20 protein-coding genes and 1 pseudogene are annotated in these 20,254 nt (G+C 32.4%); 5 read left to right on the forward strand and 16 right to left on the reverse strand.

Annotated features, from left to right (window positions below; translation table 11 throughout):
* Positions 1-124: 124 nt before the first annotated feature.
* A pseudogene (locus AAA453_RS11420) lies at positions 125-541 on the forward strand (transposase); the annotation flags it as partial.
* On the opposite strand, the gene AAA453_RS11425 reads toward AAA453_RS11420, so the two are convergent.
* From AAA453_RS11425 to AAA453_RS11440, 4 genes are all read right to left on the reverse strand, one after another.
* The gene (locus AAA453_RS11425) at positions 481-699 is read right to left on the reverse strand and encodes a hypothetical protein (RefSeq protein WP_427707079.1); all 219 of its coding nucleotides are present in this window, start codon (positions 697-699) and stop codon (positions 481-483) included. The pseudogene AAA453_RS11420 and the gene AAA453_RS11425 overlap by 61 nt on opposite strands.
* 268 nt (positions 700-967) lie before the next feature.
* Positions 968-1,477, reverse strand: a complete 510-nt coding sequence (locus tag AAA453_RS11430; RefSeq protein ID WP_002508084.1) for a YjcG family protein — start codon at positions 1,475-1,477, stop codon at positions 968-970.
* Between the two features lie 85 nt (positions 1,478-1,562).
* Positions 1,563-2,309, reverse strand: coding sequence for an esterase family protein (locus AAA453_RS11435; RefSeq protein ID WP_069818049.1), 747 nt, complete (start codon positions 2,307-2,309; stop codon positions 1,563-1,565).
* A gap of 96 nt (positions 2,310-2,405) precedes the next feature.
* A complete protein-coding gene (locus AAA453_RS11440) occupies positions 2,406-3,977 on the reverse strand; it encodes an alanine/glycine:cation symporter family protein (RefSeq protein ID WP_427705069.1) in 1,572 nt (523 codons plus the stop codon).
* 337 nt (positions 3,978-4,314) lie between these two features.
* On the opposite strand from AAA453_RS11440, the gene cozEa reads away from it, so the two are divergent.
* Positions 4,315-5,400, forward strand: a complete 1,086-nt coding sequence (gene cozEa, locus AAA453_RS11445; protein ID WP_427705071.1) for a lipoteichoic acid biosynthesis protein CozEa — start codon at positions 4,315-4,317, stop codon at positions 5,398-5,400.
* Positions 5,401-5,573: 173 nt separating this feature from the next.
* Here the strand turns inward: cozEa and fabI are convergent, their stop codons facing one another.
* The 7 genes from fabI to AAA453_RS11480 form a co-directional block, all read right to left on the reverse strand.
* Positions 5,574-6,344, reverse strand: coding sequence for an enoyl-ACP reductase FabI (gene fabI / locus AAA453_RS11450; RefSeq protein ID WP_285322885.1), 771 nt, complete (start codon positions 6,342-6,344; stop codon positions 5,574-5,576).
* A 263-nt stretch (positions 6,345-6,607) separates the two neighbouring features.
* Positions 6,608-8,452, reverse strand: coding sequence for a monovalent cation:proton antiporter family protein (locus tag AAA453_RS11455; RefSeq protein WP_069818045.1), 1,845 nt, complete (start codon positions 8,450-8,452; stop codon positions 6,608-6,610).
* A 9-nt stretch (positions 8,453-8,461) separates the two neighbouring features.
* Positions 8,462-9,847 carry a magnesium transporter gene (gene mgtE, locus AAA453_RS11460; protein WP_426406540.1) on the reverse strand — a complete coding sequence of 462 codons (1,386 nt, stop codon included), beginning with the start codon at positions 9,845-9,847 and terminating at the stop codon, positions 8,462-8,464.
* A gap of 27 nt (positions 9,848-9,874) precedes the next feature.
* Complete coding sequence (locus tag AAA453_RS11465) at positions 9,875-10,729, reverse strand: RluA family pseudouridine synthase (protein ID WP_427705073.1); 855 nt, start codon at positions 10,727-10,729, stop codon at positions 9,875-9,877.
* The gene (locus tag AAA453_RS11470; protein ID WP_069818042.1) at positions 10,729-11,538 is read right to left on the reverse strand and encodes an NAD kinase; all 810 of its coding nucleotides are present in this window, start codon (positions 11,536-11,538) and stop codon (positions 10,729-10,731) included. The genes AAA453_RS11465 and AAA453_RS11470 overlap by 1 nt, the downstream gene beginning before the upstream one ends.
* A gap of 11 nt (positions 11,539-11,549) precedes the next feature.
* On the reverse strand, positions 11,550-12,185 hold the full coding sequence (locus AAA453_RS11475) for a GTP pyrophosphokinase (protein WP_002508093.1): 636 nt from the start codon (positions 12,183-12,185) through the stop codon (positions 11,550-11,552).
* Between the two features lie 16 nt (positions 12,186-12,201).
* The gene (locus tag AAA453_RS11480; protein ID WP_069818041.1) at positions 12,202-12,549 is read right to left on the reverse strand and encodes a hypothetical protein; all 348 of its coding nucleotides are present in this window, start codon (positions 12,547-12,549) and stop codon (positions 12,202-12,204) included.
* A 188-nt stretch (positions 12,550-12,737) separates the two neighbouring features.
* Here AAA453_RS11480 and AAA453_RS11485 point away from each other — a divergent pair, with 188 nt between their 5' ends.
* The 3 genes from AAA453_RS11485 (at position 12,738) to yjbH (ending at position 14,587) form a co-directional block, all read left to right on the forward strand.
* Positions 12,738-13,322 carry a CYTH domain-containing protein gene (locus AAA453_RS11485; protein ID WP_285322879.1) on the forward strand — a complete coding sequence of 195 codons (585 nt, stop codon included), beginning with the start codon at positions 12,738-12,740 and terminating at the stop codon, positions 13,320-13,322.
* Between the two features lie 87 nt (positions 13,323-13,409).
* Complete coding sequence (locus AAA453_RS11490; RefSeq protein ID WP_427705075.1) at positions 13,410-13,781, forward strand: truncated hemoglobin YjbI; 372 nt, start codon at positions 13,410-13,412, stop codon at positions 13,779-13,781.
* Positions 13,782-13,798: 17 nt separating this feature from the next.
* Positions 13,799-14,587 carry a protease adaptor protein YjbH gene (gene yjbH, locus AAA453_RS11495; RefSeq protein ID WP_069833067.1) on the forward strand — a complete coding sequence of 263 codons (789 nt, stop codon included), beginning with the start codon at positions 13,799-13,801 and terminating at the stop codon, positions 14,585-14,587.
* Positions 14,588-14,823: 236 nt separating this feature from the next.
* Here yjbH and AAA453_RS11500 read toward each other — a convergent pair whose 3' ends face one another.
* The 5 genes from AAA453_RS11500 to spxA form a co-directional block, all read right to left on the reverse strand.
* Positions 14,824-15,438 (reverse strand): NAD(P)-dependent oxidoreductase, encoded by a 615-nt coding sequence (locus AAA453_RS11500; protein WP_427705078.1) that lies wholly within the window; start codon positions 15,436-15,438, stop codon positions 14,824-14,826.
* A gap of 314 nt (positions 15,439-15,752) precedes the next feature.
* On the reverse strand, positions 15,753-17,561 hold the full coding sequence (pepF, locus tag AAA453_RS11505; protein WP_277575799.1) for an oligoendopeptidase F: 1,809 nt from the start codon (positions 17,559-17,561) through the stop codon (positions 15,753-15,755).
* Positions 17,562-17,615: 54 nt separating this feature from the next.
* Positions 17,616-18,614: a competence protein CoiA gene (locus tag AAA453_RS11510; protein ID WP_427705081.1), complete on the reverse strand. Its 999-nt coding sequence runs from the start codon at positions 18,612-18,614 to the stop codon at positions 17,616-17,618.
* Between the two features lie 179 nt (positions 18,615-18,793).
* Positions 18,794-19,513: an adaptor protein MecA gene (gene mecA / locus AAA453_RS11515; protein ID WP_285322872.1), complete on the reverse strand. Its 720-nt coding sequence runs from the start codon at positions 19,511-19,513 to the stop codon at positions 18,794-18,796.
* A gap of 345 nt (positions 19,514-19,858) precedes the next feature.
* Positions 19,859-20,254, reverse strand: coding sequence for a transcriptional regulator SpxA (spxA, locus tag AAA453_RS11520; protein ID WP_002483765.1), 396 nt, complete (start codon positions 20,252-20,254; stop codon positions 19,859-19,861).

Consider the following 20,254-nt stretch of genomic DNA (forward strand, 5'->3'; position numbering starts at 1 on the left):
CTCATACTATTCCCCTAGGCGTCAGCGCTTTACAAAATCGGAACAATTATATAAATTTATACAAAAAAATAAGCCACTTCGTATAATAAAGCTACTCTAACATAATTTTAAAACGAGGTGTCTTATGTATAAAAATTATAATATGACTCAGCTAACACTACCAATGGAAACTGAAATTTTGATTCCTAACAATGATATCGCACACGCAGTTAATCAAATTGTTGAAACAATTCCAGAAACAGAATTCTACGAATTCAATCACTTAAATGGTGCATCCTCTTATCACCCTAAAATGATGTTGAAAATAATTCTTTATGCTTATACACAATCCATATTTTCTGGACGATGAATTGAAGCTGCACTTTCAGATAGTATTCGTATGATGTGGTTATCTCAAAATCAAAAACCATCATATAGAACAATCAATCGTTTTAGAGTACATCCAATCATGGATAAATTATTAAAGTCCCTATTTGTTAATTATAGAACCCAACTTATAGAACAAAAACTCATTGATAATGAGTCCATATTTATTGATGGTCTTCCATTATCAAGACAATATTTGTCTTCGACAAGTTCATAAATGAAATTTAAATCCAATATATTATCTACTCTACGTAATAAGTGATTACTAGGAACTAATTCCAATATTGAAATCATTTCATATTGATCTCTCTTATCGATTGATTTATCCAACATTACAAACACCACCACTGTTTAATTTAAATATATTATATTATTTTTGTTTAAAAAATGGCAGTAATTTGTGCCGACTCCTGCGGGGAAAGCACTAGCCGAAGACTACAGGCTGAGGCTGTGCCCGCGGAAAACGTGCACAAAAAAGCGCCAACAAAGTCGGAGACTTTGTCGACACTCTGTAAGGAGTCACTAACAACTTGTTAGTGACTCCTTTTTTTAATTCCATTTTTTATCGTAAGCAACCATAGATGCTACTAATGGGCATTGTTTAAGCTAAGTTAAAGTTATCTAATACTTTCCATTTTTCATCTTTCTCATCGTAATAAACTAAAGAAAGTTGTTCAATTGTTTCTTTATAATCAATACCCGCTAATTTCAATTGTCCATAAATATCTTCGAACTCTTGGCTTGTTAGTCCTTGCGCAATTGTGAAATGTGGTACAAATGAATGATCTGGCACGCCATGGAAATCACCATTGTTAAATTTGTAGAATAATTTTTCTAAAGTTTCAGTTTTTTCAACTTTAAAATAAATGACATTGGTAATCGGCGCGAAGTTCGATGCTTTTGTTGCATGAACATCAACGGCTGGTATACCCTCAAGTCTAGATTTAATTGTCTCTTTGACAGATTCTAAATCGCTATCGTTTATTTTAAATTGCCCCTTAATCGTGATATGCGGCATAATTGACGCATAATGAGCATCATAACGCTTACGATATGCATTCACTTCATCTTGAAACGCTTTTGACGGAATTAATGCTAATCCTAAAATCATTTAAATTCCTCCTTTGTTTAACATAATTACATTATATCAAATTTCTGAAAAATTCGTTACTTTAAACTAAATTTTATTCAGATTATTAAAATGAAATATTATCTGACAAAAAATACTTTAGCAAATCATCGAGTAAATGCTTCCATGATTTCCATCTATGGCCGCCTTCAAACTCTATGTAATGGTGCGTGAAGTTATTTGCTTCAATAATCGATTTCAGTTCACGGTTAGGCGTTAGAAAATCTGCACGCTTACCATTTGTTGGTAACTCAAAGTCTGCTTCTTCTAAACCAACCGCATGCCATATTGTTAACTGTTCTTGAAATTGACATCGTTCAATTAAAGTTTGAATCACTTCATCATGTTGTGGACTTAATAAACCAACTTGACTAAAAATTCTTGGATACGATAAAGCTGTCATTAAAGCTACGCTTCCAGCTAAACTATCTCCAAGTACTATACGCGCATTACCTACTTTATATGTAGGAAACGTTCGATCAATAAAAGGTAAAATTTCGTTCGCTACTGCTTTAACTGTTAAATGTGTACGCGCACCTTGTGGATGAAATTCTGCACGTCGTTTATCAACGTCTTCATAATGAAAGCCAACAAAGATTGCTTTTTCAATTTCATTCGCTTCACGTAGACTTTCATAACTTCTATGAATTCTTCCAAAACTAAAAAAATCTAAACCATCAAAACAAAATACAACTTTATACTTAAATAATTCTGAAAAATCTTTTGGTAAATAAATAGATAATGTGACATCTCGTTCTAATAATTCGCTAGGAAAACTAATTTTATTAATTCTTCCTGGTTGAAAATCATACATAAATAATGCGCCCCCTAGTAGTCTTAATGACATTGTACCAAGAGACGCATTATTTTAAAATATTTCAACTTAATTTTTTATAAAATGAATACTGAGTTATTCCTCAAACTTTTCTTCTTTTAGTCGTTTAGGATAATCTTTATGCCAAAAGACAGCATTAGGCAACTTCTTAGGATCTGGTTTATAAATTGCTTTTTTACCTGATCCAAGGTCTTTCTTCTGTTTCTCATAATCTTTCAACGCGTTAATTGCAGGCTTATGCAATATCCAAATTGCAATGATATTTAGCCAAGCCATCATACCTACACCTAAATCACCCATCATCCATGCTACATCAGCAGTTTTCACTGCCCCATACACTGTAGCTGCAATGAGAACAATTCTAGTGATATTAATATAAACAAAAGTCATTTTTTTCGAACTTTTTCTAGTTAAATACGTAATATTGGTTTCAGCAATATAGTAATATGCCAATATTGTTGTAAAGGCAAAGAAGAATAGTGCAATCGCAATGAAGTATGACCCTATTCCTGAGAATGCAAGATCGAATTGATAACCACTTCCTTGGAATGCTTTATCAATACCAGCTTGCGCGTACATTGCTGTACCAGAATAATCTTTATCTCCATTCGACATCTCTACAAAAATACCACTATCTTTAATTAAACTGCCTTTACCATCTGACATGTCAGCATTACCAGTGACATTATATGTACCTGAAAGTAAAATGATTAAACCTGTTGCCGTACACACAAAAAGTGTATCAATATATACTGAGAATGATTGTACTAACCCTTGTTTAGCTGGATGAGATACTTCTGCTGCAGACGCAGCATGTGGTCCCGTCCCTTGACCTGCTTCATTGGAATATAGACCTCTTTTAACACCAATTTCAATCATTGCCCCAACGATCCCACCAAATGCTGCTTCAAACCCAAATGCAGATTTGAATATTAAAGCAAATAGCGCTGGAACTTGTTCAATATTAATAAATATAATAACAACTGCCATTAAAATATATAAAATTGCCATAAACGGAACAACTGCAGTCGCAGCGTTTGCAATCCATTTAATACCACCGAATATAATTAAAGCAATTATTACTGCCAAAAATGTTGCGACTATCCAAGGTTCAAAACTGAACGCATTTTTCATTGAACTAGAAATTGCATTGGATTGAACACCTGGTAATAATAAACCTACTGAAATTACTGTTACTACAGCAAAGATTAAACCATAAATTTTACCGAGTTTACCTTTGATACCATATTCGATATAGAATGCTGGTCCACCTCGATACTGCCCCTTTTCTTCCCTTTTATAAATCTGACCGAGTGTAGATTCAATAAATGCACTACCAGCTCCTAAAAACGCTGATGCCCACATCCAAAATATCGCACCAGGACCACCAATGAATATGGCAGTCGACACACCTACAATATTACCAGTACCTACACGACCTGCTAATGATAGTGCAATCGCTTGGAAACTGGATATACCTGTGGGTGATTTCTCCCCTTGAAACATTAGACGTATCATTTCTTTAAAATGTCTAACTTGGAAAAAGCGCATCATAAATGAAAATAATACCCCTGTAAGTAACAAACCATAGACTAAAGGCTTGCTCCATACAATATCATACAACCACGTAAGTAAACTCTCTAACATAACGTATCCCCCTTGTTGTACCATTATGTATAATGATATTTTTTATCATTATACACATATAAAATATTCCGCGCAACGCATTTCATAAGTTATCTTTTTCACAATTTATATATTTCTAATTGCGAATTAATAATAAAAATTTTTAATAACTTAAATTTTCCAATGAAATAATTTTACACTATTTAATGCATTATGTAACTTTAGTTAATATTCTATAAAGTTATTTGAATCGATTTCATTATTCATCGAATTGACATCAATTTTTATCTTTTGTTCTGTAGCTATTTGAGATATACTGAATAGTACTTCAAATACGATTTTTAGGAGGAAAAGTCCTATGCTTAATAAGGTTTGGTTTAGAACAGGCGTTGCCTTACTTATCCTGTTTTTACTAATCAAATTAGTAATGGAAGTCCATAGTGTCTTCACACCATTTATTGTTATTATTCAATCAGTATTGTTACCACTGTTACTTAGTGGCTTCTTATTCTATATCTGTTTACCTTTTCAAAAAATACTTGAAAAAAACAAAGTTCCACGTTGGGGTAGTATAACAATTATCTTGATTGCGTTAGTTATTATTATAAGCAGCTTTGTAGGTTATATTGCACCGCTGATAATAGAACAAATTTCAAGATTAATTAAACAAATCCCAACGCTACAAAATGAAGTTCAACACATTGTTAATTTTGCTTTAGATCAAATGGAAAGATTGCCAGCAGATGTAACAGATAGAATTAATAATATGATTAAATCAATGAGCGATGGCGCTACTAGCATATTATCTAATTCATTAGGATTCGTGACATCATTTATTTCTACTATGTTTCTACTCATCATGGTGCCATTCTTCCTAATTTATATGCTAAAAGACCACGAAAGATTTATTCCTTTTATTGCAAGATTGTTTAAAGGGGATAGAAAAGTATTCGTAGTTGAATTATTAAAAGACTTAAACGAAACAGTTAAATCTTATATTCAAGGTCAAGTAACTGTAAGTATTATTTTAGGTGTCATTTTATATATTGGTTATTCTATTCTAGGACTTAACTATACATTATTACTTGTTATGTTTGCCTGTCTTGCCAATATGATTCCATTCCTAGGCCCTTGGATGGCATTTGTGCCTGCTGGAATCATTGGCATTATACAAAGTCCAACGGTATTTATTTGGGTCTGTATCATTACACTGATTGCACAACAGCTAGAAGGAAATGTCATTACACCAAACGTTATGGGTAAATCTTTAAACATCCATCCATTAACAGTCATTGTTGTGATTTTAGCAGCAGGTAACCTTGGTGGTTTTGTACTCATCCTTGTTGCTGTGCCACTATATGCTGTTATTAAATCTATCGTCCGTAATGTATTCCGGTATAGACAACAGCTTATTGAAGCAGCTAATAGTGACGTCAAAGATTAGCTCGTTTATAAAAATTGTTATTTAACTAAAAAAGCTGAAAGATCCTTTACATTAATAAGGATCTTTCAGCTTTTTAGTTTGTCATCATAGTGCCACTTTTTATAGTTTTTAAAAAATACCTCTAACGTGCAATGTTAATTACTACACATTGCGTATTAGAGGTGTTTGGATTATTATTTAACGATATGATAACCACTGTCAACATGAATGTTTTCACCAGTTACTCCACTAGAGAAATCACTTAATAAGTATGCTGCAGTTTTACCTACTTCTTCTTGATCAACATTACGTTTTAATGGGGCACGTTCTTTTATCTCATTTAAAATCGTATTGAATCCGCCTACGCCTTTTGCACTTAAAGTACGTATTGGACCTGCTGAGATTGCATTTACACGAATATTGTCTTCACCTAAATCTAATGCTAAATAACGGACATTTGCTTCTAAACTTGCTTTAGCAACACCCATAACATTATAATTTTGAACAGCAAATTCTCCACCTAAGTACGTTGTAGCTACGATACTACCACCTTCAGGCATCAATTTTTTAGCTTCACGTGACACGATTGTTAATGAGTATGAACTTATGTCTTGCGCTAATAAAAATCCATCGCGAGAAGTATCTATGAAACGACCACGTAAATCTTCCATGTTTGCAAAAGCGATTGAGTGATAAACACCATTAATGTTTCCAACTTCTTCGCCAATTTTAGCAAAACCGTCGACAACATCTTCATCTTTTTGAACATCAATTTGATACATATGATGTGTTTCTTGATTCAATTGTTCTACTAATTTTTCTAACTCTTTTTTACTTCGCTCTTTACGATATGTAAATACTAATTTTGCACCTAATTCATCTAATACTTTAGCTACACCAAATCCGATACTACGTTTATTAGCAATACCCATAATGACAAACGTCTTATTTTCTAAATTAAACATGAGAATAACTCCTTTATTAAAGTTTTCATTTCAAACCGGTTCGAGAAATCATCAAAAAGCTTTGACTCATTGACTCGATTCCAATTCCAATATCCCTTATTTTAACATTGGTTTGATTGTTTAAACAGTTTTTTTACTATCTATAATCTATTTAATTAATATCTACGCTTTCTATCAAATGAAAGTCATTTTAAACCTAATTATAAAAGTAAGCGTCAGAGGTACATAAAAATCATTTTTTTAACTTAACGCTATACTCGTTGCTAATAATAAAATTCTAATTCACGTTTCAATTCATCTACATATTCTTTAGAGCCAGTTACAATCACTCTATCTCTATAACGTAATTGTGTATCACCATGAGGCACGATAGACTCATTATTTCTAATGATACGTACAAAAATAATATCACCATCGAATGGGAAATTACGTAATTGAATTTGGTCATATTGATGATTTAACATTGCGATTTCATATAATGAAGTTTCAACATTACTTAAAAGATTAAGCATGTTTGGTGTTTCAATTAAACCTTTCAGTAATATTTTGTTACTCAAATAACTACTGAATACTTCTATGCCTTCTTTTTGTAGTTCAACATCACTAGAGCTTGATTCTAACCTACAAATTACACGTTTAACACCATGTGCTTTAGCCATCAAAGCAACTTTTCGGTTAATATCATCATCATTAGTTGAACAGACTACAATATTTCTTTCAAATAACCCTAATCGTTCCAATAACTCTTCTTCATAATCAGCAATTTCAATCATAGAAATGGCATCAGATAGCTTGCGTTTATCACTTAAATCATTTCTATAATAAAGTGAAACTTGATAAAGCTGTGAAGTTAAATTCTGAGCGATAGGTATTGTTAATTGGTTTTTACCGATTAAGCTAACTTCAATTTGTCTTGTTGCTTCATCTGGCATTGGGAACATCTTTTTAAAGACAATAGGTACAAATACACATGTAATAACTGAACTTAGTATTAAAATACCTGATATTTCACTAGAAATAGTACCTAATTGTTCAGCGATTTTCGCCGATGCGATTACTAAAGATAGTGTTGAAGTTAGTAGAAAGGCTGAAGAAATCGTTGTTTTCATATCGAACCATCTACGTATGTAAAACACAGGAACTAATTTCGAAATTAAAAATGCTAATATTAAAAAGGGTATAATTAATAATAACGATGGTTCTTTAATTAACTCTGGAATATTTAAATCTACCCCTACCATTATAAAGAATATAGGAATAAAGAAACCATAACCAAATGAATCTAATTTCTCTACCATATCTTCATCTGGACCTAATAATGATACAACGACACCTGCTAAGAATGCCCCAAGTATATTTTCAGCTCCTACGCCTTCTGCTAATGCTACTAACAAAATGATCAATGCAAAGACTGCACGTATTCCAATTTGTGTCGTACCATCCATCAACATTTGCAGGAACTGCGCTTTCTTGAAGATACCTCCTAAGAAATAAAAGATAAGTGTAAATACAACTAAACTACCAATTAACCAAAGTGATGTGCTGCCAGAAGCATGCATCGCGCCATAACCTGTAAGAAGTATCATTGTCACTAAATCTGCTAGTACAGCAACAAGTAGGATAAATTGTCCTATTGTAGTGCGCATAATGTTCATTTCTTTTAAAGTTGGTACTACTACACCTAAAGAAATTGTGGAAATAATAATTACCATAAGTAAAACATCATCTATTAATCCGAACCATTTAAACATATAAGCAAATACAATTGAAATAATCATAATAGCCATAAATACAATAACTGCTAATTGTAAATGCCCAGGTTCTTGTTTTTTAGATTTTTCTTCTTGTGTAGTCGAACTTTTATCTTTTTTAAATGCTTTAAAATCTATTTCTAAACCACTTAAAAACATTAAAAAGATAAATCCTAAAGTGGATAAAATATTAAGCATCGCATCGCGTTCTACTAAATTTAAAAATGAGTGACCAATAACGATACCCATTAATATTTCAGCAACTACGACAGGTAAAAAACTAACACGTAGTCTATTGACTAAAATTGGTGTTAAAAATGCCGCTAATACAACGACAACAAGCGATAGAAATTCCATATAACCCTCCTACGTTAAATAAGACATAAATGACGTTGCTAAACCAAAATAAATTAACATACTTACGATATCATTAATTGTTGTAATAAAAGGGCCACTCGCCACTGCGGGGTCGATTTTCAATTTATCCATAACTAACGGAATCATTGAGCCTACTAATGTACCGACTGTCATTGCTATCGTCAAACTAGCGCCTACAATCACTGCTAATATCGGTTGACCATAAAGTATCATTATAATTAAAAATAGCAATATTGAGCAAATTAAACCACTTAAAAACCCACTTCCAGTTTCTCTCAGTGCTACTTTGAATTTACTTTGCTCGTAAATTTCACCAGTTGAAATATTACGCACAGAAACGGCAAGCGATTGTGTACCAGAATTACCTGACATCCCACTTATAATTGGAATAAAGGCAGCTAATAATGCCACTTGCGATAAAGTATCTTCGAAAGAGCCTAAAATTGTGGCAGTAATCATACCTAGAAATGTTAATATAATTAACCAAGGCAAGCGTTTTCTAGCTGTTTTTATAATGGAATCGTTCGTCGCATCAACATCTGACACACCGGCTAAGCGTGAGTAGTCTTCGCTAGCTTCTTCATCCATAACATCTAAAATATCATCGATAGTTATAATACCAAGTAAATGATCTTGATAATCTACTACAGGCATCGCAATAAAATCATAATCTCGCATTTTTTGAGCAACGTCTTCTTGATCATCTGCCGCATTTGCACTGATTACACGTTCACTCATAATATCTTCAATATATGCATCATTTTCAGCCACAATTAAATCTCTTAACGAAAGTACGCCTGCAAGTTGTTTATTATCATTTACTGTGAAAATAACATAAATTGTTTCGGCATCTGGTGCTTGTTCTTTTACGTGCATCATTGCTTCTTTAACTGGCATTGTCGCTTTTAAAGAAATATACTCTGTCGTCATGATACCACCAGCAGTATCTTCTTCGTAGTGTAGTAATGCTTTGATTTCTTTAGCATCTTCACGTTTCATTAATGTGAGTAAGCTAACAATTTTTTGCTTAGATAACTGATTCATTATATCTACAGCATTATCATAAGACATGTCTTCTAGCACTTTACTCGCATATTCGGCATCCATAGTGTCAAAAAGTGATTCATATTCATCTTCGTCAATTTCTAGTTGTTCAAAGAAATCAGCTACTTCTTCAGGTGATAATACTTCAAATATTCTTTGTCGAATTTCTTCATTGCTGTCTTCAAAGTATTCACTTTGTTCATATGTATGCATCGCTAAAAATTCATTTCTAAATTCATCGATATGGTTTTCAAGCAACAAATTATCTAACAACGCTTGATCATATACTTGTTCGTCCTCTAAAGTGATTGAATCCTTTTCATTAGCCAATGGCCCCACCTCCATGAATGTTAAAAATTATATCATATTAAATATAGATTCTATTGCGCTATACTCATCATTTATCTCAATCTTTTTATACGTGATTGGATGAATAAAAGTTACGCGTACACAGCGTAATAATTGATGTGTATATATTGGGTGCTTTTCTCCATATAAATCATCGCCCACGATTGGATGTCCTATATGTTGAAAATGCACACGTATTTGATGTGTTCTACCAGTTAATAAATGTACTTCGCTCAAACTATAATCTTCAGAACGTTGCAGGCATTTAAAACGTGTTCTCGCTTCTTTACCCTTTACGTTAACTTGGCGTTGAATAATACTAGATGGATCTCTTGCAATAGGTGCATCAATCAAGCCTTCATCTTTCAAACTCCCATGGCATATACATAAATATCGTTTATCAACCTGTGTCTGAGACATTAAATGATGGATAAATCCATGTTTGGTAAATAGAACGATGCCAGATGTATTACGATCTATCCGAGTAACGATATGAGGGGTAATTGAGAGAGATGACTGTTTAAAATAGCCTAATACTTGCTCGACTAAGCTCAAATGTTTATGATCTCTCGAGGGTGCACAATTTTGAAGTGCAGGTTTCGATACAACAAGTAAATATTCGTCTTCGTATAAGATATTCAATCTATCCGTAAAAGGCAGCAAATTCGAACTTGGCGTTTCATGCCCTAAATGAACTTGAAGCACATCGCCAATTTCTAACTGTTTTCTAACTGTAACTGGCTGTCCGTTAACAACTAAAGCGCCATTATGTTTAATGGCGCTTATAGTCCGCTTAGAATAATGGTTTTTTTGTAAAAATGTTCTTACCATTTCTGGACATTCAATATCATATGTGAATTTCATTACTCATCTTCCCCACTAGAGATAAAGGAATCATGTACTCTTTTCCAGAAAGGAAATGGTCTAAATCTAGCAAACCTTACTTTTTCATTAGCTACTCTAAATTGTATAGCATTAACATTTTTATGTTTAATACTTACATGATCAATAGTAGTTAATATCGTGTCATGGTTAACAGGTGTTATCAAACAGGTATGGTGTTTAGGCAATACTAAAGGCGAGCCTACTGTTCTAAACACTCTATTATTAATTGATGCAATTTCTGCAATTTGCATTGCTTCTAGAGATGGATGAATTAACGCGCCACCTAAGGCTTTGTTATACGCCGTTGAACCTGATGGTGTAGATACACATAAACCATCACCTCTAAATCGTTCAAATTGATTACCTCGTATGTTCACATCGACCACTAAAGTAGAACCATTTTCTGTTTTCATAGTTGCTTCGTTTAAAGCTAAATATCTTGTTTCGTAACCATTATCGTTATAACGCACAATAATTTCTAACAAAGGATATTCTATGACTTGGAATTCTGAATTATTAATTTCAATAATTAACTTTTCTACTTCATGTGGTAACCAGTCCGCATAAAATCCTAAATGACCAGTATGTACCCCTACAAACGCACAACGAGATAGCATGTGGCTATATTGATGGAAAGCTTGTAACAATGTCCCGTCACCGCCCACTGATATAACTATCTCAGGATTATCTGGGTCTTCAACCATTTGAAAATCCTTCATATGGTTAATCATTTTATGTTTCAGTGCATTCGATTTCGAATCACCTTTAGATAGTATCGTATAACGCATGATTACACCCCCTAATCATTATTATGTTTCTTAGAGCGTTTTTTAGAATAATATTTTTGTGCTTCTTGAATTTCTTCTTTAATTTCTGACATTTCTTCATCAAGTAAAAACGCTGCTTCTGCTGCCCGTTCAAGGCGATGTTGAATCTCAGGTGGGTAATCTCCATCATATTTATAACGTAATGTATGTTCAACAGTGGCCCAAAAGTTCATGGCTAGCGTTCTGATTTGAATTTCTGCTAATATTTTCTTTTCTCCTTTTAGTGTTTCAATAGGATATTCAATAATAACATGGAATGAACGGTAACCACTTTGTTTGGTATTACTAATGTAATCTCGTTCTTCCACAACTTTAAAATCTTCACGTTGTCTTAATAAATTAACTACAACTTCAATGTCATCAACAAATTGACACATTAAGCGTAACCCTGCAATATCATACATTTCTTCATGTAATCGATCAAAAGAAATTTGACGCTTATTTGCTTTATCAATAATGCTAGTCATTGGTTTGACACGGCCAGTTACGAATTCAATTGGCGAAGCATTGTCTTCTACTTCATATTGTTTTCTAAGGCCTTTTAATTTAATTTTCAATTCGTCCACCGCTTGTTTATATGGAGATAAAAATTGATCCCATTGATTCATAATGCCTCACTCCGCTTCACTCTAGTTCGAAAGTATCTTCTACAACGGAAACAAACGCTTTACCATAATTTAAATTACCTTGTATGTTATCCAATATGTAATTAAATTCCCTTTCGAACTGCTGTAATTCTAATTTATCATTTATTATTATTTTCTTACCTTTATTTTCATGTAGCATAGACCAAGTTTCTTGAACAAAAATTAAATATGAATACGATTGTCCATCATCCAAGATGTAGGCAAAACTATAATTATCACTGTCAACAAGCATTTGTCCTGCTTCTTCTAGACCTTCTGTAGACGCTTCTGTATAACAATTAATACTATCTTCTGTTACTTTAATTTCATTTACATAAATACGCATGCTTGTTCCTCCTTATTCTCCCTCATTTTAACATAATTCTATCGCACATAACACGTTACAAGGCTAATGTTACGACAACAATTTAGCATAATACCTAAAGTATTTTAAATTTTAAAATGCAGTTCAATTTAAATTATGTCGTAAGTGTTTTAGAATAAATCATTATATGCTTTAAAGGAGTGTTTCTCGTGGCAACTAACAATGAAATTGAATTCAAACAATTATTATCTCAATCACAGTACCAATCTATATATAATAAGTATTTCCCAGACATGGAACCCTTCAGTCAAACAAACTATTATATAGATACTGAGCAATTTGATTTACGCTCACATAAGTCTGCACTAAGAATACGCGTAAAAGATGAATACTATGAAATGACCTTAAAGATACCTGCCGAAGTTGGCTTAATGGAATATAATTTTGAAACAGATGTTATACCCGAATTAAATAAAAAATTAGTCGCGAATGATTTACCATTAGAAATCACCGAACAATTAACTAAAATGAATGTTGACATTAATCAGCTTGTTATTCTTGGTGCTTTGACTACTTCGCGTTTAGAAAAAGAAATCCAAGGCAATTTACTCGTTTTAGATAGAAGTGACTATTTAAATTATCAAGATTATGAATTGGAATATGAAGTTGAAGATTATGATGATGGTTTAATTCAATTTGAAATGATTCTTGAAACATTCGACATTAAACACGAAACACCCGAAAATAAAGTACAAAGATTTTTCAATCGCAAATCAAATTTGAACAACAACTAATTGCGCACAAGTTTAAAAAGTCGAATTACTTCCAAATGTAAATATTCGTGTTATATTAGTTATATATTAAGAGAATATGGTGATAAAATGACACAGACACCTTACGAAATCATTGGACATGAAGCATTATATAAGATGATTGACCATTTCTATTTTTTAGTGGAAAAAGATGACAGAATTAACCATTTGTTTCCTGGAGATTTTCAAGAAACAAGTAGAAAACAAAAACAATTCTTGACTCAATTTTTAGGCGGACCAAGCCTTTATTCAGAAGAACATGGTCATCCAATGTTAAAAAGACGTCATATGGAGTTTATAATAACAAACAACGAACGCGACGCATGGCTTGAAAATATGTATAGTGCTATTCAGCATGCAGATTTCCAAGCAGGTGTCGGCGATTATTTGTATGAAAGATTGCGTTTAACAGCGAATCATATGGTTAATACCGAAAACTAATTGTAGGTGAAATGTACATGACTGAAGAATTAAAATTAATACATGCTAATAGTCGTGAAGATGCGAATCTTTCACCTGTGAGTAAGATAGAAATTTATTCTTTTTTCGACCCATTCAGTAAAGATTGCTTCAAATTATCAGCAATTCTCTCTAAATTGCGTATAGAGTATAAGCAATATATCAGTATAAGACATATATTAAATCCATCTTTACGTGTCTTAACAAAATGCCAAGCGCAGAGCACATCGGACTTAGATAATATTGCACTCGCATATAAGGCTGCTGAACTTCAAGGACGCATACGTGCTGAACGTTTTATACACCTTGTACAAAATGAAATTATACCAAAAAGAGATATAATCACTGAATCAATGGTCAATAATTGCATAAGTAATGCAGGGTTAGATTATGAAGTCTTTAAAGAAGATTTGCATAGTAGCTATTTAAAAGAAAGCTTACAAGTAGACTTGCATATTGCACGAGAAATGGAGATTGAAGAAGCGCCTTCACTTGTATTCTTTAATGAAGACGTTCACGAAGAAGGATTGAAAGTTGAAGGTCTCTATCCTTATCACATCTATACGTATATCATAAATGAACTAATTGGAACACCTATTGAAAAAAAATTACCGCCTACACTCGAAGGTTATATACAACAACAGCAATTAGTTACTAAAGAAGAGTTACTTACCATTTATGAATGGCCTGAAAAATTAATGAATAAAGAACTTAAAAAATTAGCACTGCAACAAAAGATAGAAAAACTTAAATCTCCAGATGGAAAATTTTGGAGATCTAAAATTTGAATGTGAAATAAACAGATAACCACACTTTTTAACAAATAAAAAGATAGCCCTAAAGGCTATCTCAGAATGCCAACAAAGTCACAGGCTTTGTTGGCATTTTTTGTGCGTACTTTTCGCTAGTACAGCTTCAATCTATAATCTTCTTCTAGTACTTTTCCACAAGTATCGGTCCAAATCACTATTTATATTTCAGGGTTGAGACATAGTCTCATCTTACTAAAGTTTTCATTATTATTTTATTTCGCAAATACTGCAAAACGTTGTTGGATATGTTGTGCATCTACTACTTCATCTACCATTGCTTGAGCAAAATCTGCATAACTTACATTTGAACCAATAACTTCGTCTGCACTCAATTTATATTCTCCAGTTTTCTCACCATTATATTGAAAATCTGGCGCAGGACAAACAAATGTCCATTTTACATCTTTTCGTTTTTGTATTTCTTCTAGTGTTTTGATTTGTGCTTGGCTAATCTTTTTAAATTGGTCAGGAAAATCTGGTGCGTCTATCAACTTCAGCGTATGTGCTTCATCTACATACAAACTACCTGCCCCGCCAATAATTAACAAACGCTTGCTGCTGTTACTTACTAAATCACCTAGATGTTTCATTGATTTACTATGTTCATCTAATTTATTTTCATCAGGTTGTCCAAAAGCATCGATAACTACATCAAATTCTGCAATGTCAGCCATTGTTAAATAGAATAAATCTTTTTGAATCACTTGATCTGCTACTGTTTTATTTGAACTTCTTACAATGGCAGTCACGTCTAGCCCTCTATCATAGGCTTCTTTTGTAATGAGTTGCCCTGCTTTACCATTTGCTGCTACAACTGCTAATTTCATCTATACAACCTCTTTCTTGTATTTATTTTAAGTACAAGTTAATTCTATAACTTTAATTTTTTAAAGTCAAACGAATAGTTATTCATATTTTTGAATTTAATTAAAAAAGGATATAAAAAAACGCCGTGTCTGATTACACGGCGCTAAACAAAGGGGATGGGAGAAATTTTCTCACTTCAAACAAAGGGGTATGTTTGTTATGTGATTAATTTCATGTTTATAATATAACACGCTAAAATGCGTCTTTCAACCTTTTAGTTTAAATAAAATCACTTTGTCACAAACTTGTCATATTGAAAACGAATACATTCACACTAAGCTTTCATAAGCTTTTCAAAAGCGTCTAATTTTTGTTCGAATACTTGGCAAGCTTGTTCAATTGGTTCAGGAGTTGTCATATCTACACCTGCATTTTTAAGTATTTCAATTGGGTAATCTGAGCTACCTTTTTTCAAGAATTCATTAATATATCTGTCCACTGCTGGTTGGCCTTCAGCCAAAATTTGACGACTTAAACTTTGAGCCGCACTATATCCAGTTGCATATTGATACACATAATAATTCATATAGAAGTGAGGAATTCTTGACCACTCTTTACTAATATCTTCATCTGTTTCGACAGAATCACCAAAGTATTGTCTATTCAATTCTGCGTATTCTTCATTCATACGATTTGCTGTAAGTGGTTCTCCTGCCTCTTCGATTTGATGAATCTTATGCTCAAATTCAGCAAACATTGTCTGTCTAAATAATGTTGCACGGAAACGTTCAAGTTCTTGATTAAGTAATAATAGTCTACGTTCATCATCTAAATGTTTGTCCATATAGTCGCTTAACAATGCTTCATTACATGTAGAAGCTACTTCTGCTACAAAAATTGTATAACCACTTGAATTGGCTGGTTGGTTTTGACGACTGAAATAACTATGTGCAGAGTGACCAAATTCATGCACTAATGTATATAAATCACTCACTGTATTGGACCAATTTAATAATATAAAGGGATTAGTTAAATGCGCACCTGAAGAATAACCACCTGAGCGTTTACCTTTATTTTCGTATACGTCTACCCAGCGATGATTTAACCCTTCTTCAACAACTTTCATATATTCTTCGCCCATAGGTTGTAAAGCTTTTACCATCCAATCTTTAGCTTCTTCATACGGCATTTCAAATTTCACATCTTTAACTAAAGGTGTATAAAGATCGTACATCTTCATATCTTCTAAACCTAATAAGTCTTTACGTAATTTCGTATAGCGATGTAATAATGGTAAGTAGTTATGCACAGTTTTAACTAAATTATCATATACTTCTTCTGGTATATGATTATTACTTAATGCTGCTGCTCTTGCAGTTTCGTAATTATGTGTTTTGGCATTAAACACATTCTTTTTCACTTCGCCAGCTAAAGTTGCGCTTAATGTATTGTTAAATGCGCCATAGGCTTTATATAAATTTTCAAATGCAGATTTACGTAAAATACGATCATCTGATTCTAAACATTTTATAAACGTACCTTGAGTTAATGAATGATGATTCCCATCTTTATCAATTGCATCTTCAAATTCTAAATCAGCGTTACTAAACATACCATATACATTATCTGATGTTGCTAAAGCATCTTGTGCCTCAGTAAGTAATTTTTCTTTATCTGCACTTAAAACATGAGGTCGTTTTTCATTAATCAGTTTCAAATCAAATGCATAACGTTTTAAATCATCATTAGATTCAATGAAATTTTGGATTTGTGCTTCATCAATTTGTAAAATTTCTGGAACTAAGAAACTCCATCCAGAACTAAATTTAATAATAAGTTGATGTGCACGTGACTCGTATCCCGTGTACTTATCATTTGCAGTATCTTGATCTTGTTTTAGATGAGCATATACGTATACTTTTTCTAATTGAGAACCCAGTTCGTCTTCTAAAGCTAATGCGTTATAAAGTGTTTCTGCACTATCAGCTAAATGACCTCTAAATTGTTCTTCTTGTCCTATGTTATTTTCCACTTCTTTAAATGCTGCTTCAAAAGCTTCATCTGATTCGAAAATAGTAGTTAAGTCCCAAGTATATTCAGGGTATTTACGTTCTTGTTCTTCTCTTGTTAATTGTTCAGTCATAATATTAAGTAAACCTCCTATAAAGTTCATTATTATAATTTTCTCACGTAACAATCATTTTTGCACGTTATTACGTCCAATGCTATAATTCAATTTCTGAAATTTTCTAACCATTTCCCTAGCAATTTCTTCCTTATTAACATCCCCTGTATAAAATTCATTATACTCAATTAATTTTATAAAATCACTTAACTTATATTGTACATGCTTTAACATAAATAGAAGTTGTAATTGCCAATATACTGGATGAGATTTAACATATAATTGTTCTGGGAAAATGATACCAAGATGTTTACTTACCCATGACTCTGATAATTGTAATTGGTACATAACGCTAAGACTCGGCTCAAGTACCGAACGCCTATTACGACAATGCTTCAAGTATTTAATAATTGCAGTTTCACTTAACTTTAATGTTAAATTGTTATATTGCATATCTACATGAGTCGAGGTATGTACCAAAGCATCATTTGAAACAATCTCTCTTTTCGCAACATATCGTTTGCCACCAAGATATTGTAATATCTTATATTTGTACAGTTCTTGTGTGTAATCATTCCAAGCAAATAAGTGGTGCTCTTTTAAATTAATATAAGTCCGTTCACAAGTTGTAAGCATTAAAATTTGTGTTATCTTATCATAACTTGGATTATTAATAACCCACACAACATCTAGCCCACATTTTTGTAAGGATATACTGCGTTTTTTTATATTTGATATCGTAATTCGTGAAAATTGTATTTCAATTGCTACACTGTGATTTATGATTAAATCAGGATATTGATAACATCCTGTTATATAAGGTTCTATGGCAACATTATAATTATATTTTTCAAACCATTGAGCAAGTTGGTATTTAAGACAATAGTGTTCATAAGTTTCTCCTTTATTGCATGTAAGCATCCTTTTACTTACATGAGCAAAATGTGGTGCAATGAATTGGCCTTTTTTAAATATAACTTTATTATTACAATGCGGACACGTATATTGATGTCCTTTTTGAGCAATCATTGCTGATATGATTTGGTTACTTTCATTTCTTGCACATAACATAATTTTACCACCTCATTTTATTACACTGTTACAAATGAATCATTACTTTTAAAATATAGTAATGATAGCAAATGATTTATATACCACTGGTAATTGAACATAAATAAAATAAGGCACACAAAAAGACCTGCTGAAAATTAAATTTCAACAGGTCTCAATTTTAAATTAAAAATTTTATATTATTCTGTCGCACTTGGGAAATAACGACGTACTTGTGACGCAACATTATGACTCATAATAATTTTTGCATAGTCGTTTAAATATACTTCTGATTTGTCAGTAGGATATGCGAATTCAAGTAATTGACTATAACTATCATTAATTGATTCTTGATCCACTGTTTCATCAAAATGAACAGCATAGTAGTATATATTATTAAAACTGTATAATAAATCTTCAAAGTCATCTACTGATTGATTGTTGTGGTGTGCATAATCAATCACTTCTTCTAAATCGTTAAATTTAACAATTACTGTACGTGTGCTTTGTTGTTTATGGTCATTATTATCTTGATTGTGGTTGCTTTCTTTTTGTTGTTGACGTTGTTCAAATAAATCTTCTAAACTATCATCTTGATCAAACGTCTGTGATAATAAATCGTTCACTTGATAATCAAGTTGTTCGTTATCACCATTCTCTGACATATTAATAAGGTCTTCATTTTTAGATTTAGATATCGTTACTTCAACACCTTTTTCAAAAGCATGTACTTGTATCCATAAAGGACCTTCAACTACAAAATCTTCTTCTTCGTTGATTTCTTCCATCATGTTCCAAAAGAACTCTTCACCACGCTTACGATTTGTCCACAAATCCTCACGTTTAAAACCTCTAGCCTCTATATCACTATATGTTATAAATAATTTAACAGTAGTATCGTCAACACGCTCTATTCTCATATCATCTCACTCCTTACAGTCGATGAATAGTAATCATTATTGTATTAGAACGTAGTAATAATTACAATTGATTTGTTTCATTAATTTTTACTATTTCCTAATTGGTCTCTTATATTAACACATACCCTAACATAAGCCAAAAAAACAGCACTAATTACCAAGTGCTGTTTCACTTTTATCATTCTTCAATCAAATGGCTCATTGTTTTTAAAAGTCTTGAACTATAAAATAATCGGTTCATTTGACTTCACTCTGAGTCTATTTGTTATGCTAAATATAATAAAGCCACAAAGCAACATCATAAACATGCTACTTTATGGCCAATATTGTAAATTATGATTTGTTTTAGTCAACCATACGTTGCGCTTCTTGTAATTGGAACGTACGTACTTTTCTTGGTAAGAAACGTCTGATTTCGTCTTCGTTATAACCAACTTGTAAACGTTTTTCGTCTAAAATAATTGGACGACGTAATAAACCAGGATTATCTTGAATAATTGAATATAAATCTTGAAGCGGCAATGCGTCTATATCAACGTTTAGCTTTTGGTAAGTCTTAGAACGTGTAGATATAATTTCATCTGTTCCGTCTTCAGTCATTTTTAAAATTTGTTTGATTTCGTCAATTGTTAAGTGTTCTGAAAAAATGTTACGCTCCGTATACGGAATGTCATGTTCTTGTAACCATGCTTTCGCTTTACGGCAAGATGTGCAACTTGGTGAAGTAAATAATGTTACCAT

This window comes from Staphylococcus parequorum (genome assembly GCF_039237145.1).
Taxonomy (GTDB): domain Bacteria; phylum Bacillota; class Bacilli; order Staphylococcales; family Staphylococcaceae; genus Staphylococcus; species Staphylococcus equorum_A.

Coding starts and splice junctions, on each gene's coding strand:
- AAA453_RS11490 (WP_427705075.1), top strand. CDS start 13,410: ATGACACAGACACCTTACGAAATCATTGGACATGAAGCATTATATAAG.
- AAA453_RS11500 (WP_427705078.1), bottom strand. CDS start 15,438: ATGAAATTAGCAGTTGTAGCAGCAAATGGTAAAGCAGGGCAACTCATT.
- yjbH (WP_069833067.1), top strand. CDS start 13,799: ATGACTGAAGAATTAAAATTAATACATGCTAATAGTCGTGAAGATGCG.
- spxA (WP_002483765.1), bottom strand. CDS start 20,254: ATGGTAACATTATTTACTTCACCAAGTTGCACATCTTGCCGTAAAGCG.
- AAA453_RS11465 (WP_427705073.1), bottom strand. CDS start 10,729: ATGAAATTCACATATGATATTGAATGTCCAGAAATGGTAAGAACATTT.
- AAA453_RS11480 (WP_069818041.1), bottom strand. CDS start 12,549: ATGCGTATTTATGTAAATGAAATTAAAGTAACAGAAGATAGTATTAAT.
- AAA453_RS11470 (WP_069818042.1), bottom strand. CDS start 11,538: ATGCGTTATACGATACTATCTAAAGGTGATTCGAAATCGAATGCACTG.
- cozEa (WP_427705071.1), top strand. CDS start 4,315: ATGCTTAATAAGGTTTGGTTTAGAACAGGCGTTGCCTTACTTATCCTG.
- AAA453_RS11475 (WP_002508093.1), bottom strand. CDS start 12,185: ATGAATCAATGGGATCAATTTTTATCTCCATATAAACAAGCGGTGGAC.
- AAA453_RS11455 (WP_069818045.1), bottom strand. CDS start 8,452: ATGGAATTTCTATCGCTTGTTGTCGTTGTATTAGCGGCATTTTTAACA.
- fabI (WP_285322885.1), bottom strand. CDS start 6,344: ATGTTTAATTTAGAAAATAAGACGTTTGTCATTATGGGTATTGCTAAT.
- AAA453_RS11435 (WP_069818049.1), bottom strand. CDS start 2,309: ATGTATGATTTTCAACCAGGAAGAATTAATAAAATTAGTTTTCCTAGC.
- AAA453_RS11425 (WP_427707079.1), bottom strand. CDS start 699: ATGTTGGATAAATCAATCGATAAGAGAGATCAATATGAAATGATTTCA.
- AAA453_RS11510 (WP_427705081.1), bottom strand. CDS start 18,614: ATGTTATGTGCAAGAAATGAAAGTAACCAAATCATATCAGCAATGATT.
- mecA (WP_285322872.1), bottom strand. CDS start 19,513: ATGAGAATAGAGCGTGTTGACGATACTACTGTTAAATTATTTATAACA.
- AAA453_RS11440 (WP_427705069.1), bottom strand. CDS start 3,977: ATGTTAGAGAGTTTACTTACGTGGTTGTATGATATTGTATGGAGCAAG.
- pepF (WP_277575799.1), bottom strand. CDS start 17,561: ATGACTGAACAATTAACAAGAGAAGAACAAGAACGTAAATACCCTGAA.
- AAA453_RS11430 (WP_002508084.1), bottom strand. CDS start 1,477: ATGATTTTAGGATTAGCATTAATTCCGTCAAAAGCGTTTCAAGATGAA.